This is a genomic window from Ferrimonas balearica DSM 9799, from assembly GCF_000148645.1.
In the GTDB taxonomy this organism is placed as follows: domain Bacteria; phylum Pseudomonadota; class Gammaproteobacteria; order Enterobacterales; family Shewanellaceae; genus Ferrimonas; species Ferrimonas balearica.
Map to the genome: position 1 here is coordinate 1,909,208 of NC_014541.1, position 15,166 is coordinate 1,924,373.

Genomic DNA, 15,166 nt, shown 5'->3' on the forward strand with positions numbered 1-15,166 from the left:
CATTTGCAAGGGCGTTTTTTACTTTTTGACCGGCCCCCGGATGACGTATGGTGGCGCCAGTTATGGCGGCATTGGTTGCGCTTATCGTAACCAGTAAAACAGCGGGAGTAGGCGTGGCAGCAAGCCGTTTGCACAAAGAGGTGTCCCTGGCGTTGGGGCCGGGGGGATTGCTGAGCCAGGGTGTACCGGGGTTCCGCCCCCGCGAGGTGCAGCACACTCTCGCTCAGGCGCTGGCCGACACCATACAGCAGCACCGCACGTTGGTGGCCGAGGCAGGAACCGGCATCGGTAAGACCTTCGCTTATCTGGTGCCGGCGTTGCTGAGCGGCAAACGCACCCTGATCAGCACCGGCAGCAAGAACCTGCAGGACCAACTGTTTCTCAAAGACCTTCCCGCGCTGTTGACGCTGCTGGAGCGACCGCCCAAGGTCGCGCTGCTTAAAGGTCGCAGCAACTACCTGTGCCATTACCACCTCAACCGACGCCTGGCTGACCTGCCGCAAGACCCCACCCTGGTGGACGAACTGATGCGGATCCGCCACTGGGCCAATGGCACCGTCAATGGTGACTTTGCCGAACTGACCTCGGTGCCGGAGGACTCAATGGCGCTGGTGATGGCCGGTTCAACCAATGACAACTGCCTTGGGCGCAAGTGCCCTGAGTTCGAACGTTGCTGCCTGAAAAAGGCCCGTGACAAAGCGTTGGAAGCGGATCTGGTGGTGGTGAATCATCATCTCTTCTTCGCCGATATGGCACTTAAGGAGACGGGATTTGCCGAGATCCTGCCAAGCTGCGAGCTGTTTGTATTTGACGAGGCGCATCAGCTTCCGGATATCGCCTTATCCCACTTTGCCACGTCGGTCAGCAGTCGCCAGATGCAGGATTTGGCCCGGGAGATGCTGCGCGCCTACGCCGGGCCCCTGCGGGATTGCCGACAACTGCAATCGGCAGCATCCCGGCTGCAGGCGACCTGTGCCGACCTGTACGACGCGCTGTCCGATGCCCCGGTACAGGATTGGCGGCAACTGAAGGAGCAGGCCGCGGTGGCGGAAGCGATGGCGCAGATGGCCGAAGCGCTCTCCTTTGCCCGTCGTATTTTGGAGACCCAACTGAGCCGGGATGATGGCGCTGACCACGCGTTTGAGCGGGCGGCGTTGCTGGAGGGGCGGCTGAGTCAGTTTCTCACCCCCGGCCAGGCTTCACTGACGGTGGAGTGCCACCGTGGGCACTTCGTCCTGCGGGCCAGCCCGCTGTCGGTGGCCAAAGAGTGCCAAGGTTACTACCAGCAGTTTAAGGCCGGTTGGATGTTCACCTCAGCCACCCTGACGGTGGCGGACCGCTTCGATCACTTTATCGAGGCGATGGGGCTGCAGAATCCGACCGAGCTTATTCTCGACAGTCCCTTTGATTACCCCAATCAGGCGCTGCTGTGTGTGCCCCGCTATCTGGCCGAGCCCGGCCGGGTTGAGGTGGCAGACCAGCTGGCTCAGATCGCCATTGAGCTGACTCAGGCAGCCCGTGGCCGTACCTTCCTGCTGTTCACCAGCTACCAGATGATGCACCAGGTGGGGGAGCGGCTGGCCCGCCGCCTTGATCTGCCCATTCTGGTGCAGGGCATGGGCTCAAAGCGCACTCTGCTTAACCGGTTTACCCAGCTGGGCAACGCCGTGTTACTGGGCACCGCCAGTTTCTGGGAGGGGGTGGATGTGCGCGGCAAGGCACTGTCCTGTGTGATGATCGACAAGCTGCCGTTTGCGGCACCGGATGACCCGTTGATCAAGGCCCGTTCCGATGCGGTACGACTGCGCAATGGTGATCCCTTTACCGAGGTGTTGCTGCCCCAGGCGGTGATTGCGCTGAAGCAGGGGGTGGGCCGCCTGATCCGCGGCGAATCGGACCGGGGCGTCATGGTGATTGCCGACCCACGACTGATCTACCGGCCCTACGGCGCGGTGTTTCTCTCCAGTTTGCCGCCGATGGCACGGACCCGCGACCTGCAGCGGGCCGTCACCATGTTGAAAGCGTTGTAACCGGGAGAGTCGCGGGTTAGCGCCCGGCGCCAAACCCTGTGCTATTATCCCCGCCAATATGACTGACCGCTGGCCCGTTTTGCGGCTGGCCAGGCTGTGAACCAGCAGCCAACAGTGCGCTCCTTTGTCGTTTGGCAACGGTGGCGCGAAACGAAGTAGAAGAGAGCGTTAATGAAGATCCTGATTATTGATACCGCCACTGAAAACTGTTCCGCCGCCCTCTATATGGATGGCCAGATCAGCGACCAGGAGCAGGAATCCCCCCGCGAGCACAGCCAACGCCTGCTGCCGATGGTGGACGGCCTGCTGGTGGAGGCCGGGATCACTTTGGCGGATCTGGACGCCATCGGCTTTGGTCGTGGCCCGGGCAGCTTTACCGGCATTCGCATCGGCACCTCGATGATGCAGGGACTGGCGCTGGGCGCTGAGCTGCCGGTGCTGCCGATCTCCAACCTGGCCGCCATGGCACAAGCGGCGATTGCTGAAGGTGCCACCGAGGTGGTCGCGGCCATCGACGCCCGCATGGGCGAGGTCTACTTCGGCCAGTATCGTGCGGAAAATGGCCTGGCGGTATTGGTGGGCGAGGAGTTGGTGATTGGCCCGGATGACCTGCTGGCACAGTGGCAACTGGGTGACGCCGTGGTCGCGGTCGGTACCGGCTTTGAAACCTACCCGCAGCTGGCTGAAGATGCGCGCATCACCGTTGCATCGCACCTGCGCCTGCCCAGTGCTAAGCTGATGATTCCGCTCGCGGTTGACGCATTCAACCGGGGCGAAGCGATGCCGGTGGACGAAGTTGAACCGGTATACCTGCGCAATAACGTGGCCTGGAAAAAACTGCCGGGTCGCGAATAACACGAGGGTAGGGCATGCGTCCTGTCGGCATTGGACTTCCCGGTCCGCAGCACAATGTTCAGCCACCGGCCCGTCCGGTGGAGCGTTCTGGCGTGGTGGCCACCTCGCTGGGGCCGGTGTTGGTGCAACCCCAGGACGATGCCAGCTGGGCCGATTGGCAGTCCGGTCGAGACAGCGTGCTTCGCGATGGTGCGGAACATCCGGCACTGAATCGCTACCGTGAAATTGCCCAGGGCGACCTGCGTCAGCAGCTGCAGGCGATGGTCGGCGTGGATCTTTATGTCTGAGTCCAACTAGTGAGACACAGATGAACCTGCTAAGGTCTTTCCTGTTTTTCTAAGGAAAGGAAATCACCATGCTCAAGCCCCTGATCCCCATCGCGATTGTTGCCGCCTCCTTCTGTGGTTCCGCTCTGGCCGACTCCAGTGAGAAGCTGGCAGCCCTGGCCGATGGGGCCCATCGCAGTGACGCCAATATTGCCCGCAACGCCTACCGCCATCCGGTGGAAACCCTCGAATTCTTTGGTCTTCATCCGCATATGCGGGTGATTGAGCTGTGGCCGGGCGGTGGTTGGTACACCGAGATTCTGGCGCCCTATCTCAAAGATGAGGGCCAGTTTGTCGCTGCCACCTTCGACGTGGAGCCGCCGGCTGACAGTAATGCCCCGGCCTACCGCGCCCGCATTGGCCGAGCCTATCTGGACAAACTCAGCGCCGACAGCGAGCACTACGGCAAAGTGGAAGCGATCCCGTTTGACCCGCCGCGCCTCGCCAGCCTGGGCGTGGAAGCCACCGCCGACATGGTGCTGACCTTCCGTAACCTGCATAACTGGGCGATGGACGGCCAGCTTGAAAACGTGTTCCGCAGTGCCTGGGAGGTGCTGACTCCGGGCGGCGTGTTCGGGGTGGTGGAGCACCGTGGTTATCCCGGTATTGAACTGAAAAGCGGTTATATGGATGAGGCCGAAGTGATCGCCCTGGCGGAGAAAGTGGGTTTCCGTCTCGCCGCCAAGAGCGAGATCAACGCCAATGCCAACGACACCAAGGACCATCCCCGCGGCGTCTGGACCCTGCCACCGTCACTGCGACTGGGCGAGCAGGATCGCGCACGCTACCAGGCCATTGGCGAGTCCGATCGGATGACCCTGAAGTTCTACAAGCCTGAAATTTGAACGGATTAACATCAGTGCAACTGCTCCAACCAGCATCCGGACCAAAGCGGTTTTGTGATCTGGATCGGGACAGCGCAGGAGAGCTATGGCAACCTTGCCCGCCGCCGAGGCGATAACCCTGAAACTCGATGAGATCTCCCTGGCAGCACAGCGCTGGGGGGAGCATGATGCGCCCCTTATCCTGGCGTTGCATGGCTGGCTGGACAACAGCGAAAGCTTTGCCCTGCTGGCGCCGGCGCTGGCGGCCGAGGGCTACCAGGTGCTGGCACCGGATTGGGCGGGTCATGGCCTGTCAGACCATCGGGCGGAGGGCAATCACTACCCCTTCCTCGAGTACCTCTACGATCTGCATCGGGTGATGGCACAGCTGCCGTCTCCCCCATGCTGTCTGCTCGGGCACTCGATGGGAGGGATTGTGGCGCAGCTTTATGCTGGCCTCTATCCCGAAGAGGTACCGGCACTGGTGGCCATCGAAGCGGTGGGCCCACTGGTCAGCGAATCGGGTAAGGCGGCGGAGCGTTTGCGCCATGGCTTTCTCAGTCGGCAGAAGCCCCAGGGGCCGTTGCAGGGCTACGACAAGTTGGCGCCGCTGGTGGCAGCCCGGGCCCGCAGTGGCGATTTTGACGAGCGTTATGCCCGTATGCTGCTGGCCCGTAACCTGGAGTTTCGTGGTCGTCGCTGGTATTGGCGCTCCGATCCCCGCCTGCGCGAGCGTTCGGCCTGGATGATGACCGAATCTCAGGCGCGGGATTACCTCTCGGGCTACCGCAAACCGGCGCTGGTGGTGTTGGGGGAGCAAGGCTACCCCCAACTCAAATTGGCCTGGCCGAAGCGCAAAGAGTGGTTTTATGACGTCCGCCAGGAGCTGATCCCGGGCGGCCATCACTGTCATATGGAGTCGGTTCCGCAAATGGTCCAGGCTCTGATGAATTATTTGTCAGGTAAGCCAAAGGCTTGCTGACGTTTATTTGGCTTTTTTAGGGGCAATGTGCCCCCAGTACCCCCAAGCAGTACTGTTCCACAAAGGAGAACAGCGTGGACAAACCCTGGCTCAACAGCTACCCCGCCGGTGTACCGGCCGAGATCAATCCGGACCAATATGGCAGCCTGCTCGACCTGTTCGAAGAGAGTTGCCGCACCTACCCGGACCAGGTGGCCTTTATCAATATGGGGGCGGTACTGACCTACCGTCGTTTGGAGGAGCAAAGCCGCATCTTCGCCGCCTACCTCCAAAATGAGCTGAAGCTGACCCAGGGCGACCGGGTCGCCATCATGATGCCCAACCTGCTGCAATACCCGATTGCCCTGTTGGGGGTGCTGCGTGCCGGCATGGTGGCGGTTAACGTTAACCCGCTGTACACCCCGCGCGAACTGAAACACCAGCTGGTGGATTCCGGTGCCAAGGCGATCATCGCCGTGACCAACTTCGGCTCCAGCCTGCAGAAGGTGGTGAACGAGACCCCGGTTGAGCACGTTATCCTCACCAAAATCGGTGACCAACTCTCCGCGCCCAAGCGCACCCTCGTTAACTTTGTCGTCAAGTACGTGAAGAAGATGGTGCCGGCTTACCACCTGCCGGGTGCCGTCTCCATGCGTCGGGTCCTGGCCAAGGGCCGCAACCTGCAGTACGTGAAACCCAAAGTGGCGTCTGACGATATCGCGTTCCTGCAGTACACCGGCGGCACCACCGGTGTCGCCAAAGGCGCCATGCTGACCCACCGCTCAGTGGTGTCCAACATGCTGCAGTGCGACGCTTACTACGGCCCGCTGCTGGAGAATGGTAAAGAGATGGTGGTGACCCCGCTGCCGCTTTACCACGTGTTTGCCAACACCGTAAACCTGCTGCTGTTCATCAAGAAGGGTGGCCAGAACCTGCTGATCACCAACCCGCGGGATCTGGACAACTTCATCGGCGATCTGAAAAAGTACCCCTTCACCGCGCTGACCGGGGTAAACACCCTGTTCAATGCGATGCTGAACCACCCGGAGTTTGGCAACATTGATTTCAGCCAGTTTAAGCTGACCATCGGTGGTGGCATGGCGGTGCAGCGTGCCGTGGCCGAAAAGTGGAAAGCCGCCACCGGCGTACCGCTGATTGAGGGCTATGGCCTGACCGAATGTTCTCCGGTTGTGGCTGCGGGCCGCTATGATCAAGCCGAATACAGTGGCGCCATCGGCCTGCCGCTGCCCTCCACTTTGATCCGGGTTGTGGACGAAGAGGGTAAGGTTCAGCCCCAGGGCGAAGTGGGTGAGCTGCAGGTGTTTGGCCCGCAGGTGATGAAGGGCTACTGGCAGCGTCCGGAAGAGACCGCCAAGGTGATGGATGGCGAATGGTTGCTCACCGGCGACATCGGACGCATGGATGAAGAGGGGAACTTCTTCATTGTCGACCGTAAGAAAGATATGATCCTCGTTTCCGGGTTCAACGTCTTCCCGAATGAGGTGGAAGATGTGGTCGCCCTGCATCCGAAGGTGCTGGAAGTGGCGGCGGTGGGTGTGCCCCATGAAGTGTCCGGTGAACTGGTTAAGATCTTCGTGGTGGCAAAGGATCCGAGTCTGAAAGAGCAGGATTTGATCGCCCATTGCCGTAAACACCTGACCGGTTACAAAGTACCCAAGCTGGTGGAGTTTCGGGATGAATTGCCGAAAACCAACGTGGGCAAGATTTTGCGTCGCGAACTGCGCGACGAGGTAAAGGAGTCGAGTTGATGCAACCCATGCCCCAGTGGCAGTGGATCGACAACGACGATGATCTGGCGGCCCTGTGCCGCCAGTGTCGTCAGAAAGACGCGGTGGCTTTGGACACCGAGTTTGTTCGCACCCGCACCCTGCATGCCCAACTCGGGCTGATCCAGTTATACGACGGCGAAACCCTGGCCCTGATCGATCCCCTTGAGATTCAGGACCTGGGCCCGCTGTGGCAGTTGATTGCCGATAAGAACGTGGTCAAAGTGCTGCATTCGGCCAGCGAGGATCTGGAGATCTTCGCCTACCGTGGTGGTGTGATTCCGCAACCGCTGTTCGATACTCAGGTGGCCGGCGTGCTGCTCAACCTTGGCGGCGCCATGGGCTACGGCAAGTTGATCCATCACTACCTCGGTCTGGAGTTGGACAAAGGCGAAGCGCGAACCGATTGGCTCAAGCGCCCCCTCAGCGAAAAGCAGCTGACCTACGCTGCCGCCGATGTGTACTACCTGCTGCAGGTGTACCGCATGATGCGGCCCGCCATCGAAGAGATGGGGCGTCTGGATTGGTTGTGGCAGGAGGGCGAGCGCGCCTGTCGTGGCCGGCTGAAGCCGGACGATCCCAATAAAGCCTATCTCAAGGTTAAGAATGCCTGGCAGCTCAAACCCAAACAGCTGGCGGTATTGAAAGCCCTGGCCGCCTGGCGCCTGGGCGTGGCGGAACAGAAAGACCTGGCCCTGAGCTTTGTGGTCAAGGACGCGGCGTTGCTGAACCTGGCCCGCCGTGCGCCCCGGTCCATGGCTTACCTGGCCAATATGGATTGCCTCCATGAGCGCGAGATCCAGCGTTACGGCAAAACCCTGCTGCGGGTGATTGCGGCGGCGGATGTCGACAATCCGCCGGAACCGATTGATCCTCTGGGCCTCGACCCGGCGTTCCGCGATGCCCTCGCGGAAGGACGCAAAGTGGTTCAGGCGGTGGCGGAACGGGAGCAGGTGGCGCTGGAGTTACTGGGTTCCAAGAAGCTGGTGCAGCAGTACGTGGAGTGGGTCTGGCGTGATCGCTTTGGCCCCGAGCCGGATCTCATCCAGGGCTGGCGCGGCGAACTCTGCGCCGAGGCATTGAGTCAGGCTAACTTATTGCCCTAAATGTGTCGCGCGCGTTAATAAAATGAAGCCCATGCAAAAAGCATGGGCTTTTTTTGTGGCCATATTACAGAAATGCCGGGCTAAGACTGACAATTCTGCCGAGGCTAGGTACTGTCGGGCGCTTGTTCATTCTGTTAAGCGTCGCTGAATGCAATCGACACTGAATTATCGCAACGACATTGATGGTTTGCGTGGCATCGCCGTGCTTCTTGTGTTGCTGTACCACGCCAATATTGATGGCCAGCCCTCCGGTGGCTTTATTGGCGTAGATCTGTTTTTTGTGCTGTCCGGCTTTCTGATCAGCAGCATCATTGCTGACCAGGTCCGTGCCGGGGAATTCCGCTTCGGCGTATTCTATGCCCGTCGTGCCAAACGCCTGCTGCCCGCCTTTATTGTGGTGGCATTGGTAACGTCACTGTTGTCGGCGTTCATGCTGTTGCCGGCAGACTTTACCGCCTATACCCGCTCATTGCGGGAGGCGATGCACTTCAGCTCAAACTTCCACTTTGCCAACATCGTCTCGGATTACTTCGCCAGTGACGCCAAGGTGATGCCGATGACGCACACCTGGTCGCTCTCCATCGAATGGCAGTTCTACCTGGTGTTTCCGGCGCTGTTGTGGGCCCTGTTGCGCTGGGGAGGGCTGACGGTTGCTCTGGCTGCCGTGTCCGCACTGGCATTGACCGGGCTGGGTCTGTCGGTCTACACCGTCGTGAGCCGGGGAGGGGAGGCCTACTTCCTCAGTCAGGCCCGCTTCTTTGAACTGCTGATCGGTGCAACCCTGGCGCTGGCGTGGCGGCGCTATCCGCAGGCGGTGCGTTGCCTGGCGCCTCTGGCGCTGCCCGCTTTGGTGCTGCTGCTGGGACTGGCGTTTGTCTACAGCGCCGAATCGCCGTTCCCGGGCATCAATGCCCTATGGGTGTGTCTGGCCACCGTGGTGCTGCTGGTCAGTGGCGCGGTTGCGCCACAGTCACGCGTAACGCGGGCACTGAGCCATCCGCTGCTGGTGTTTTTTGGCGCCATCTCCTATTCACTCTATCTGTGGCACTGGCCGCTGTTTGCCCTGGCCCGCTATATGGAAGCGGACAGCGCCTGGGTCATGGCGGCGCTGACGGTACTGTCGGTGGTGCTGGCCTGGGCCACCTATCGGTGGGTGGAGCAGCCGGTGCGCCGGAAATCGATGGCGGGTTGGCAAGTGGCCACAGGACTGTTCCTGGTTCCGCTGGTACTGGCCCTGCTGGCCAATACCTATGTGCGTCGCAATGACGGCTATCCGGATCGGTTAGGGACCCATGCGAGCACCATCTACCACCAGTTGCAGGACTACGACGACCAGATCAACCTGCCGGACTGCACCGAAAACGAGTACCCGCTCGGTAATAACCCCTGCGTGTTGGGGGATCGGGATAAACCAAGAGCCGGCCTGGTGCTGGGGGATTCCCACGCCCGCCACTTCCGCGCCTTTTTCGACACCATCGGCAAGGACAAAGGGGTCTCTTTCCTCTCTGCCCACCACGTCGGCTGTATGCAGCTCCGAGGGCTGGTGATGTGGAAAAACCTGCGCATCAAGCAGGAGTGCATCGATCTCTCCACTGAATACCTGGATGCCATTGAGCGCGGTGAATTTAAGGGGCAGCGGGTCTACCTCGCCAACCTCTGGACCAACCTGCTGCGCCCCGACCGGGTGGTGTACCCGGATGAGGACCACGTGGGTCACGTCCGCAAACTGCTGAATGACACCGTTGCCCTGATCCTGGCTGGCGGTGCCACTCCGGTCATTCTGCGAACGGTGCCCAGCGACGGCCACAACGTTTCCACCTGCGCCTATCGCTACGGCGACCCGGCCCAGTGCCGAATCGATCAGAACAGTGACGATAAGGCGGAGCAGAAGGCGATCATCAACCAGCTTTTTGCCGAGCTGGAGCAAACCTATCCTGAGCTGGAGTTTTACCAACCGGCCGAGCTGCTTTGCCGGGACGGGCAGTGCGATGGCATGCGCAATGGTCTGCCGCTGTACGAAGACACCAACCACCTCTCTACTTACGGTGCGCTCACCCTGGGTGAACGGGAGTTGGCGCGCAAGGCACCGCAACTGAAGTTCTGAGTTTTGGTGGTCTTCCACGATTGGCTCTGTTTGAGGCCCGGCTTAAGCCGGGCTTTTTTATGCTGTGACAGCGGCTTCGCTGATCTGCCCTGAATTGGTGCAAGGTTGCACAAAGTGAAAATGCTTACCCAGTGCAGGCTGGAAACGAGACATTAAACGTGACATATTGTGGTGCAATTTAATTAAACGATTGTTTAAACCATACCAATAAAAAGTGGCGGGACAGGTCACAGAGCAAGGAGGCTTTCGATGGAAAAGTTATGGCTGGGCAGCTATCCCAAGGATGTGCCGGAGGCGATCAACCCCGAGCAGTTCAACTCTTTGGTGTCGCTGCTGGAAGAAAGCGTGGCCAAGTTTGGTGACCGCGCTGCCTTCGTCAATATGGGCCAGTCCCTGACTTACCGTCGCCTCGATGAACTGAGTCGCGCGTTTGCCGCCTACCTGCAACAGGACCTGGGTTTGAAACAGGGTGACCGTGTTGCGTTGATGATGCCCAACCTGCTGCAGTATCCCGTTGCGCTATTTGGTGTGCTGCGTGCCGGTATGGTGGTGGTGAACGTCAACCCGCTCTACACCGCCCGTGAACTGAAACATCAGCTCAATGACTCCGGCGCGGAAGCGATCGTGATCGTCTCCAACTTTGCCCACACCCTGGAGCAGGTGGTGGACGATACCCCGGTTAAGCACGTTATTCTCACCAGCCTGGGTGACCAACTGTCGCTGCCCAAGCGCACCCTGGTGAACTTTGTGGTTAAGCACATCAAAAAGATGGTGCCCAAATACCACCTCCCTCATGCCCGCTCGATGCGCAGCGCGCTGGCCAAAGGGCGCCACCTGCAATATGTCCGTCCTAAAGTGCAGTCGCAAGACCTGGCGTTCCTGCAGTACACCGGCGGCACCACCGGGGTGGCCAAGGGCGCGATGCTGACCCACCGCAACCTGGTGGCCAACCTTGAGCAGCTGTGTGGTTTTATCGGCCCGCTGTTGAACGAAGGCGAAGAGACCGTGGTGACTGCGCTGCCGCTCTACCATATCTTCGCCCTGACTGCGAACTGCCTGCTGTTTATGAAACTGGGCGGCACCAATCTGTTGATCACCAACCCGCGGGACATGCCGCAGTTTGTGAAGACCCTGAACAGCCAGCCATTTACCGCTATCACCGGCGTGAACACCCTATTTAACGGGTTGCTGAATACCGACGGTTTTGATCAGGTCGATTTCTCTGGCCTGAAGGTCAGCCTGGGCGGTGGTATGGCCGTACAACGCGCGGTGGCGGAGCGCTGGCAGGCGCTTACCGGCACCCGCCTGCTGGAAGGCTATGGCCTGACCGAGTGCTCTCCGGTGGCCAGTGTGGCGCCGTACACCGCAACCGGCTATGACGGCACCATTGGCCTGCCGCTGCCCTCCACCGACATCCGCCTGGTGGATGAGGAGGGCATGGAGGTACCGCTGGGTGAGCGTGGCGAACTGCAGGTCCGTGGCCCTCAGGTGATGAAGGGCTACTGGCAACGGCCGGAAGCGTCCGCCGAGGTACTGAAAGACGATTGGCTGGCAACGGGCGACATTGCCGTCTGTGATGAGCGGGGCTACTTCACCATCGTTGACCGTAAGAAAGACATGATTCTGGTCTCTGGCTTTAACGTGTTCCCCAACGAGATTGAGGACGTGGTGGCGATGCACGACAAAGTGGAAGAGGTGGCCGCAGTTGGTGTGCCCAACGACGTGTCTGGCGAAGTGGTGAAGATCTTCGTGGTGCGCAAGGACTCCCGTCTCTCCGAGGATGCCCTGATGGACCATTGCCGCAAACACCTGACCGGCTACAAAGTCCCTAAGCTGATTGAGTTCCGCGACGAGTTGCCGAAAACCAATGTCGGTAAGATCCTGCGTCGTGCCCTGCGCGAGGAGCAGGCCGCCTGAGCCCAGCCGACCACAAAAAAGGCCCGCATTGGCGGGCCTTTTTTGTGAGTGGGATTACTTGGGGGGCAGGGGAACGTTCAGCTCCAGCACATCCAGGTCATCTTCGTGGTCGAGGGCGATAACGATGTCTTCGGTTGGCACGTAGCGACTCAGCACGGCCATCAGCTCACGCTGCAACTCCGGCAGGTAATCCGGGCCATTACGGTGCAGGCGCTGGTGGGCCACAATCACCTTGAGTCGGTCTTTGGCAGTACCCGCGCTCTCTTTCTCTTTGTCCTTGTCCTTGCGGAAGTATTCCATAAAGCCCATATCAGCCTCCGAACAGTTTTTTCAGCCAGCCCTTTTTCTCTTCGGTGAAGCGCATTGGTCGTGTCTCACCCAGGAGTCGGGCCACGGTGTCCTGATAGGCCTGACCGGCATCGGACTCCTTGTCCATGATCACCGGCACGCCGGCGTTTGACGCTTTCAGTACCGCCGGGGATTCCGGGATCACCCCCAGCAGTGGAATGGCCAGGATCTCTTCAACGTCCGCCAGGCTCAGCATCTCGCCGGTGTCCACCCGCTTGGGGTTGTAGCGGCACAGCAGCAGGTGCTCTTTTACCGGCTCCAGCCCCTGCTCAGCACGCAGAGAGCGGCTTTGCAGCATACCTAGGATGCGGTCAGAGTCACGGACCGAAGAGATCTCCGGGTTGGTGGTGACGATCGCTTCATCGGCAAAGTACAGCGCCATCATGGCACCATGCTCAATGCCAGCCGGGCTGTCGCAGATAACAAAGTCAAACTGGGACTTGAGCTCCTCAAGCACCTTGGCGACGCCCTCTTGGCTCAGTGCGTCTTTATCCCGGGTCTGGGAAGCCGGCAGGATAAAGAGCTTGTCACAACGCTTGTCTCTGATCAGTGCCTGATTCAGGTTGGCTTCACCGTTGATGACGTTAACGAAGTCGTACACCACGCGGCGCTCGCAGCCCATCACCAGGTCAAGGTTACGCAGGCCGATATCAAAATCGATAACAACAGTGCTGTGGCCGGCCATGGCCAGGCCCGTGGCAATGGCAGCAGAGGAGGTGGTTTTGCCCACTCCGCCTTTACCGGAAGTAACAACGATTACTCGGGACATGGGAACTCCTAAATCAGGAAAGGGGCTGACAGGCCAACGCGGTGCCCTGCAGCTGGACCAGAACAGGCTGGCCCCAATGGGGATGATTGGGTTCGATCGTTTGGTAGTGGCCAGCCATGGCCACCAGCTCGGGCTGGAAGTTATGGCTGATCAGGTAAGCACTGGGGTCACCGGTCGCGCCAGCAAAGGCGCGGCCGCGAAGGGCGCCAAACACCTGGATGTCGCCATCGGCCATCACCTCGGCACCGGCACTGACGGCGGCCAGAACGATGAGGTCACGCTCGCGGGCATAGATCTGCTGACCGGAACGTACCGGTTTATCAACCACCAGCGGTGGCAGGCGATGATGGGCCTTTTGCGCTTTGTGTTCGAGACAGGGAAGGGCCAGGTCATCCAGTTGCGCTTTATGGGTGGGTTGCGCCCGGCTCACGGCCATTGGAAGCAGTGTCAGTTGACGCGCCAGCTCAACCACGTCGGCGAGCGGCAAAGCGGGGTCCAGGCCCTCAATGTCGAGGATCACCGGCATCCGGGAAAACAGGGCGGGAGCACGTTCAATATGCTGGCGAAGCGCGGTATCCAGCTGGGCCAGGGTTCGGCCACAAAGACGCAACGTAGACAGCGTATAGCTGCCGCCTTTGAACTCGATAGTGGGGGAATGCATGCTCGCCTCAAACAGCTGGGCGGACTGGCGATTCGCTAGCCAGTGACGGATTCTTTTCTTGGAGCCGCATGGTATAGTGACCACCGCGAATTAAGCAACACGCAACCGAAGTAATTGCCTAAAAATATGATGATTTGTGCCATTTATAAGAGCAGTCGAAAGGCCGACACCTATTTGTACGTGCCAAAGCGGGATGACTTCTCTCAAGTACCTCAGCCGTTGATGGAGGTGTTCGGCACACCGCAGTTTGTGATGATCCTGCCGCTGGCAAAGATCAAGCAGTTGGCTAACGCCGATATGGCGAAAGTCACCGCCGAGCTGGCCGACAAGGGGTATTACCTGCAACTGCCTCCACCGCCGGAAGATCTGCTCAAGGCGCATCGTCGTAGTCTGGGGTTAGAAGACTCATAACAACAAGGAGGCCCCCTATGTGGAAACGGGCATTGGTAGCGGCGCTGCTCTCAGTGAGTGCCAGCGCATCGGCAGTGGACGCCGATGGATTCAGCCAGTACGTCAGTCAGCTGAAACAGGAAGCGGGTGAAAAGGGCTATGCCCCGGCCACCATTGATGCGGCGTTTGCCGACATCAAGCTGTTCAAAAGGGCGATCTCCGCCGACCGAAATCAGCCAGAATTCAAGAAAACCCTCGACACCTACCTGCCTCAGGCGGTGCCGCAGTGGAAGGTAGACAAGGCGCGTAAACTCTACAAAGAGCACCGCGAATTGCTGGAAGAGATTGGCAAAGCCTACGGAGTTCAGCCGCGCTTTATTGTGGCGCTGTGGGGCATTGAAACCAACTTTGGCGGCTACACCGGTAACTACCCGGTGCTGAGCACCACCGCCTCCCTGGCCTACGAGGGCCGCCGTGAAGACTTTTTCAAAGAGCAGTTCTTCGCCGCGATGACCATTCTCGACCAGGGGCATATCAGTGCTGACGCGATGCGTGGCTCCTGGGCCGGCGCCATGGGCCAGACTCAGTTTATGCCGACCTCTTTCCTGAGCTATGCCGAAGATTACGATGGCGATGGCCGCAAGGACATCTGGGGCAGCCTGCCTGATGTGTTTGCCTCCGCCGCCAACTACCTGTCCAACGTCGGCTGGCAGTACAACCAGACCTGGGCGCGTCAGGTTAAGTTGGCGCAACCGGTTGATGAGTCCCTGCAGGGACTGAAGGTGAAGAAAACCCTGGCAGAGTGGCAGCAACTTGGTGTCCGTCGTTTTGACGGCAGCGACCTGCCGGTGCGGGACATCGAGGCTTCTCTGGTGTTCCCGGACGACGCCGATGGCCGGGTTTACCTGGCTTATGCCAACTACGATGCCCTGATGCGCTGGAACCGAAGCCACTACTTTGCGGTGGCGGTGGGCTACCTCTCGGATCGCATCAAGTTCCCTGCCATCGACTGAGCATTTTTGCTATCATGCGCGCCCCCGCCAGAGCGGGGGCGTTTTTGTAGTAGGGGAGTGGCGATGTCCGAGCAA

At 59.8% G+C, this 15,166-nt stretch carries 14 protein-coding genes; 11 read left to right on the forward strand and 3 right to left on the reverse strand.

Features of this window, described 5'->3' with window-relative positions; translation table 11 throughout:
- The first annotated feature begins 113 nt into the window (after nt 1–113).
- The 9 genes from yoaA (at nt 114) to fadD (FBAL_RS08715) (ending at nt 11,910) form a co-directional block, all read left to right on the forward strand.
- On the forward strand, nt 114–2,030 hold the full coding sequence (yoaA, locus tag FBAL_RS08675; protein ID WP_245544385.1) for a DNA repair helicase YoaA: 1,917 nt from the start codon (nt 114–116) through the stop codon (nt 2,028–2,030).
- Between the two features lie 171 nt (nt 2,031–2,201).
- Complete coding sequence (tsaB, locus tag FBAL_RS08680) at nt 2,202–2,885, forward strand: tRNA (adenosine(37)-N6)-threonylcarbamoyltransferase complex dimerization subunit type 1 TsaB (RefSeq protein ID WP_013345225.1); 684 nt, start codon at nt 2,202–2,204, stop codon at nt 2,883–2,885.
- A 14-nt stretch (nt 2,886–2,899) separates the two neighbouring features.
- Nucleotides 2,900–3,172 carry a hypothetical protein gene (locus FBAL_RS08685; protein ID WP_013345226.1) on the forward strand — a complete coding sequence of 91 codons (273 nt, stop codon included), beginning with the start codon at nt 2,900–2,902 and terminating at the stop codon, nt 3,170–3,172.
- Between the two features lie 68 nt (nt 3,173–3,240).
- On the forward strand, nt 3,241–4,056 hold the full coding sequence (locus FBAL_RS08690; RefSeq protein ID WP_013345227.1) for a class I SAM-dependent methyltransferase: 816 nt from the start codon (nt 3,241–3,243) through the stop codon (nt 4,054–4,056).
- Nucleotides 4,057–4,141: 85 nt separating this feature from the next.
- Nucleotides 4,142–5,017: an alpha/beta fold hydrolase gene (locus FBAL_RS08695; RefSeq protein ID WP_013345228.1), complete on the forward strand. Its 876-nt coding sequence runs from the start codon at nt 4,142–4,144 to the stop codon at nt 5,015–5,017.
- 74 nt (nt 5,018–5,091) lie between these two features.
- Entirely contained in the window at nt 5,092–6,765 is a 1,674-nt protein-coding gene (fadD, locus tag FBAL_RS08700; protein WP_013345229.1) for a long-chain-fatty-acid--CoA ligase FadD, read from the forward strand.
- Nucleotides 6,765–7,889: a ribonuclease D gene (gene rnd / locus FBAL_RS08705; RefSeq protein WP_013345230.1), complete on the forward strand. Its 1,125-nt coding sequence runs from the start codon at nt 6,765–6,767 to the stop codon at nt 7,887–7,889. The genes fadD (FBAL_RS08700) and rnd overlap by 1 nt, the downstream gene beginning before the upstream one ends.
- A gap of 148 nt (nt 7,890–8,037) precedes the next feature.
- Entirely contained in the window at nt 8,038–9,993 is a 1,956-nt protein-coding gene (locus FBAL_RS08710) for an acyltransferase family protein (protein WP_013345231.1), read from the forward strand.
- 249 nt (nt 9,994–10,242) lie between these two features.
- Nucleotides 10,243–11,910, forward strand: coding sequence for a long-chain-fatty-acid--CoA ligase FadD (gene fadD / locus FBAL_RS08715; protein WP_013345232.1), 1,668 nt, complete (start codon nt 10,243–10,245; stop codon nt 11,908–11,910).
- Nucleotides 11,911–11,964: 54 nt separating this feature from the next.
- On the opposite strand, the gene minE is transcribed toward fadD (FBAL_RS08715), so the two are convergent.
- Genes minE through minC form a run of 3 tightly spaced genes read right to left on the reverse strand, consistent with a single transcriptional unit; the run spans nt 11,965 to nt 13,688 of the window.
- Nucleotides 11,965–12,219: a cell division topological specificity factor MinE gene (minE, locus tag FBAL_RS08720; RefSeq protein ID WP_013345233.1), complete on the reverse strand. Its 255-nt coding sequence runs from the start codon at nt 12,217–12,219 to the stop codon at nt 11,965–11,967.
- Nucleotide 12,220: 1 nt separating this feature from the next.
- Nucleotides 12,221–13,027, reverse strand: coding sequence for a septum site-determining protein MinD (gene minD / locus FBAL_RS08725; protein ID WP_013345234.1), 807 nt, complete (start codon nt 13,025–13,027; stop codon nt 12,221–12,223).
- A 13-nt stretch (nt 13,028–13,040) separates the two neighbouring features.
- Nucleotides 13,041–13,688, reverse strand: coding sequence for a septum site-determining protein MinC (gene minC / locus FBAL_RS08730; protein ID WP_013345235.1), 648 nt, complete (start codon nt 13,686–13,688; stop codon nt 13,041–13,043).
- 129 nt (nt 13,689–13,817) lie between these two features.
- Between minC and FBAL_RS08735 the strand changes: the two genes are divergently transcribed.
- Complete coding sequence (locus FBAL_RS08735) at nt 13,818–14,099, forward strand: YcgL domain-containing protein (RefSeq protein ID WP_041251630.1); 282 nt, start codon at nt 13,818–13,820, stop codon at nt 14,097–14,099.
- Between the two features lie 17 nt (nt 14,100–14,116).
- Nucleotides 14,117–15,091 (forward strand): lytic murein transglycosylase, encoded by a 975-nt coding sequence (locus tag FBAL_RS08740; RefSeq protein WP_013345237.1) that lies wholly within the window; start codon nt 14,117–14,119, stop codon nt 15,089–15,091.
- The last annotated feature ends 75 nt before the right edge of the window (nt 15,092–15,166 follow it).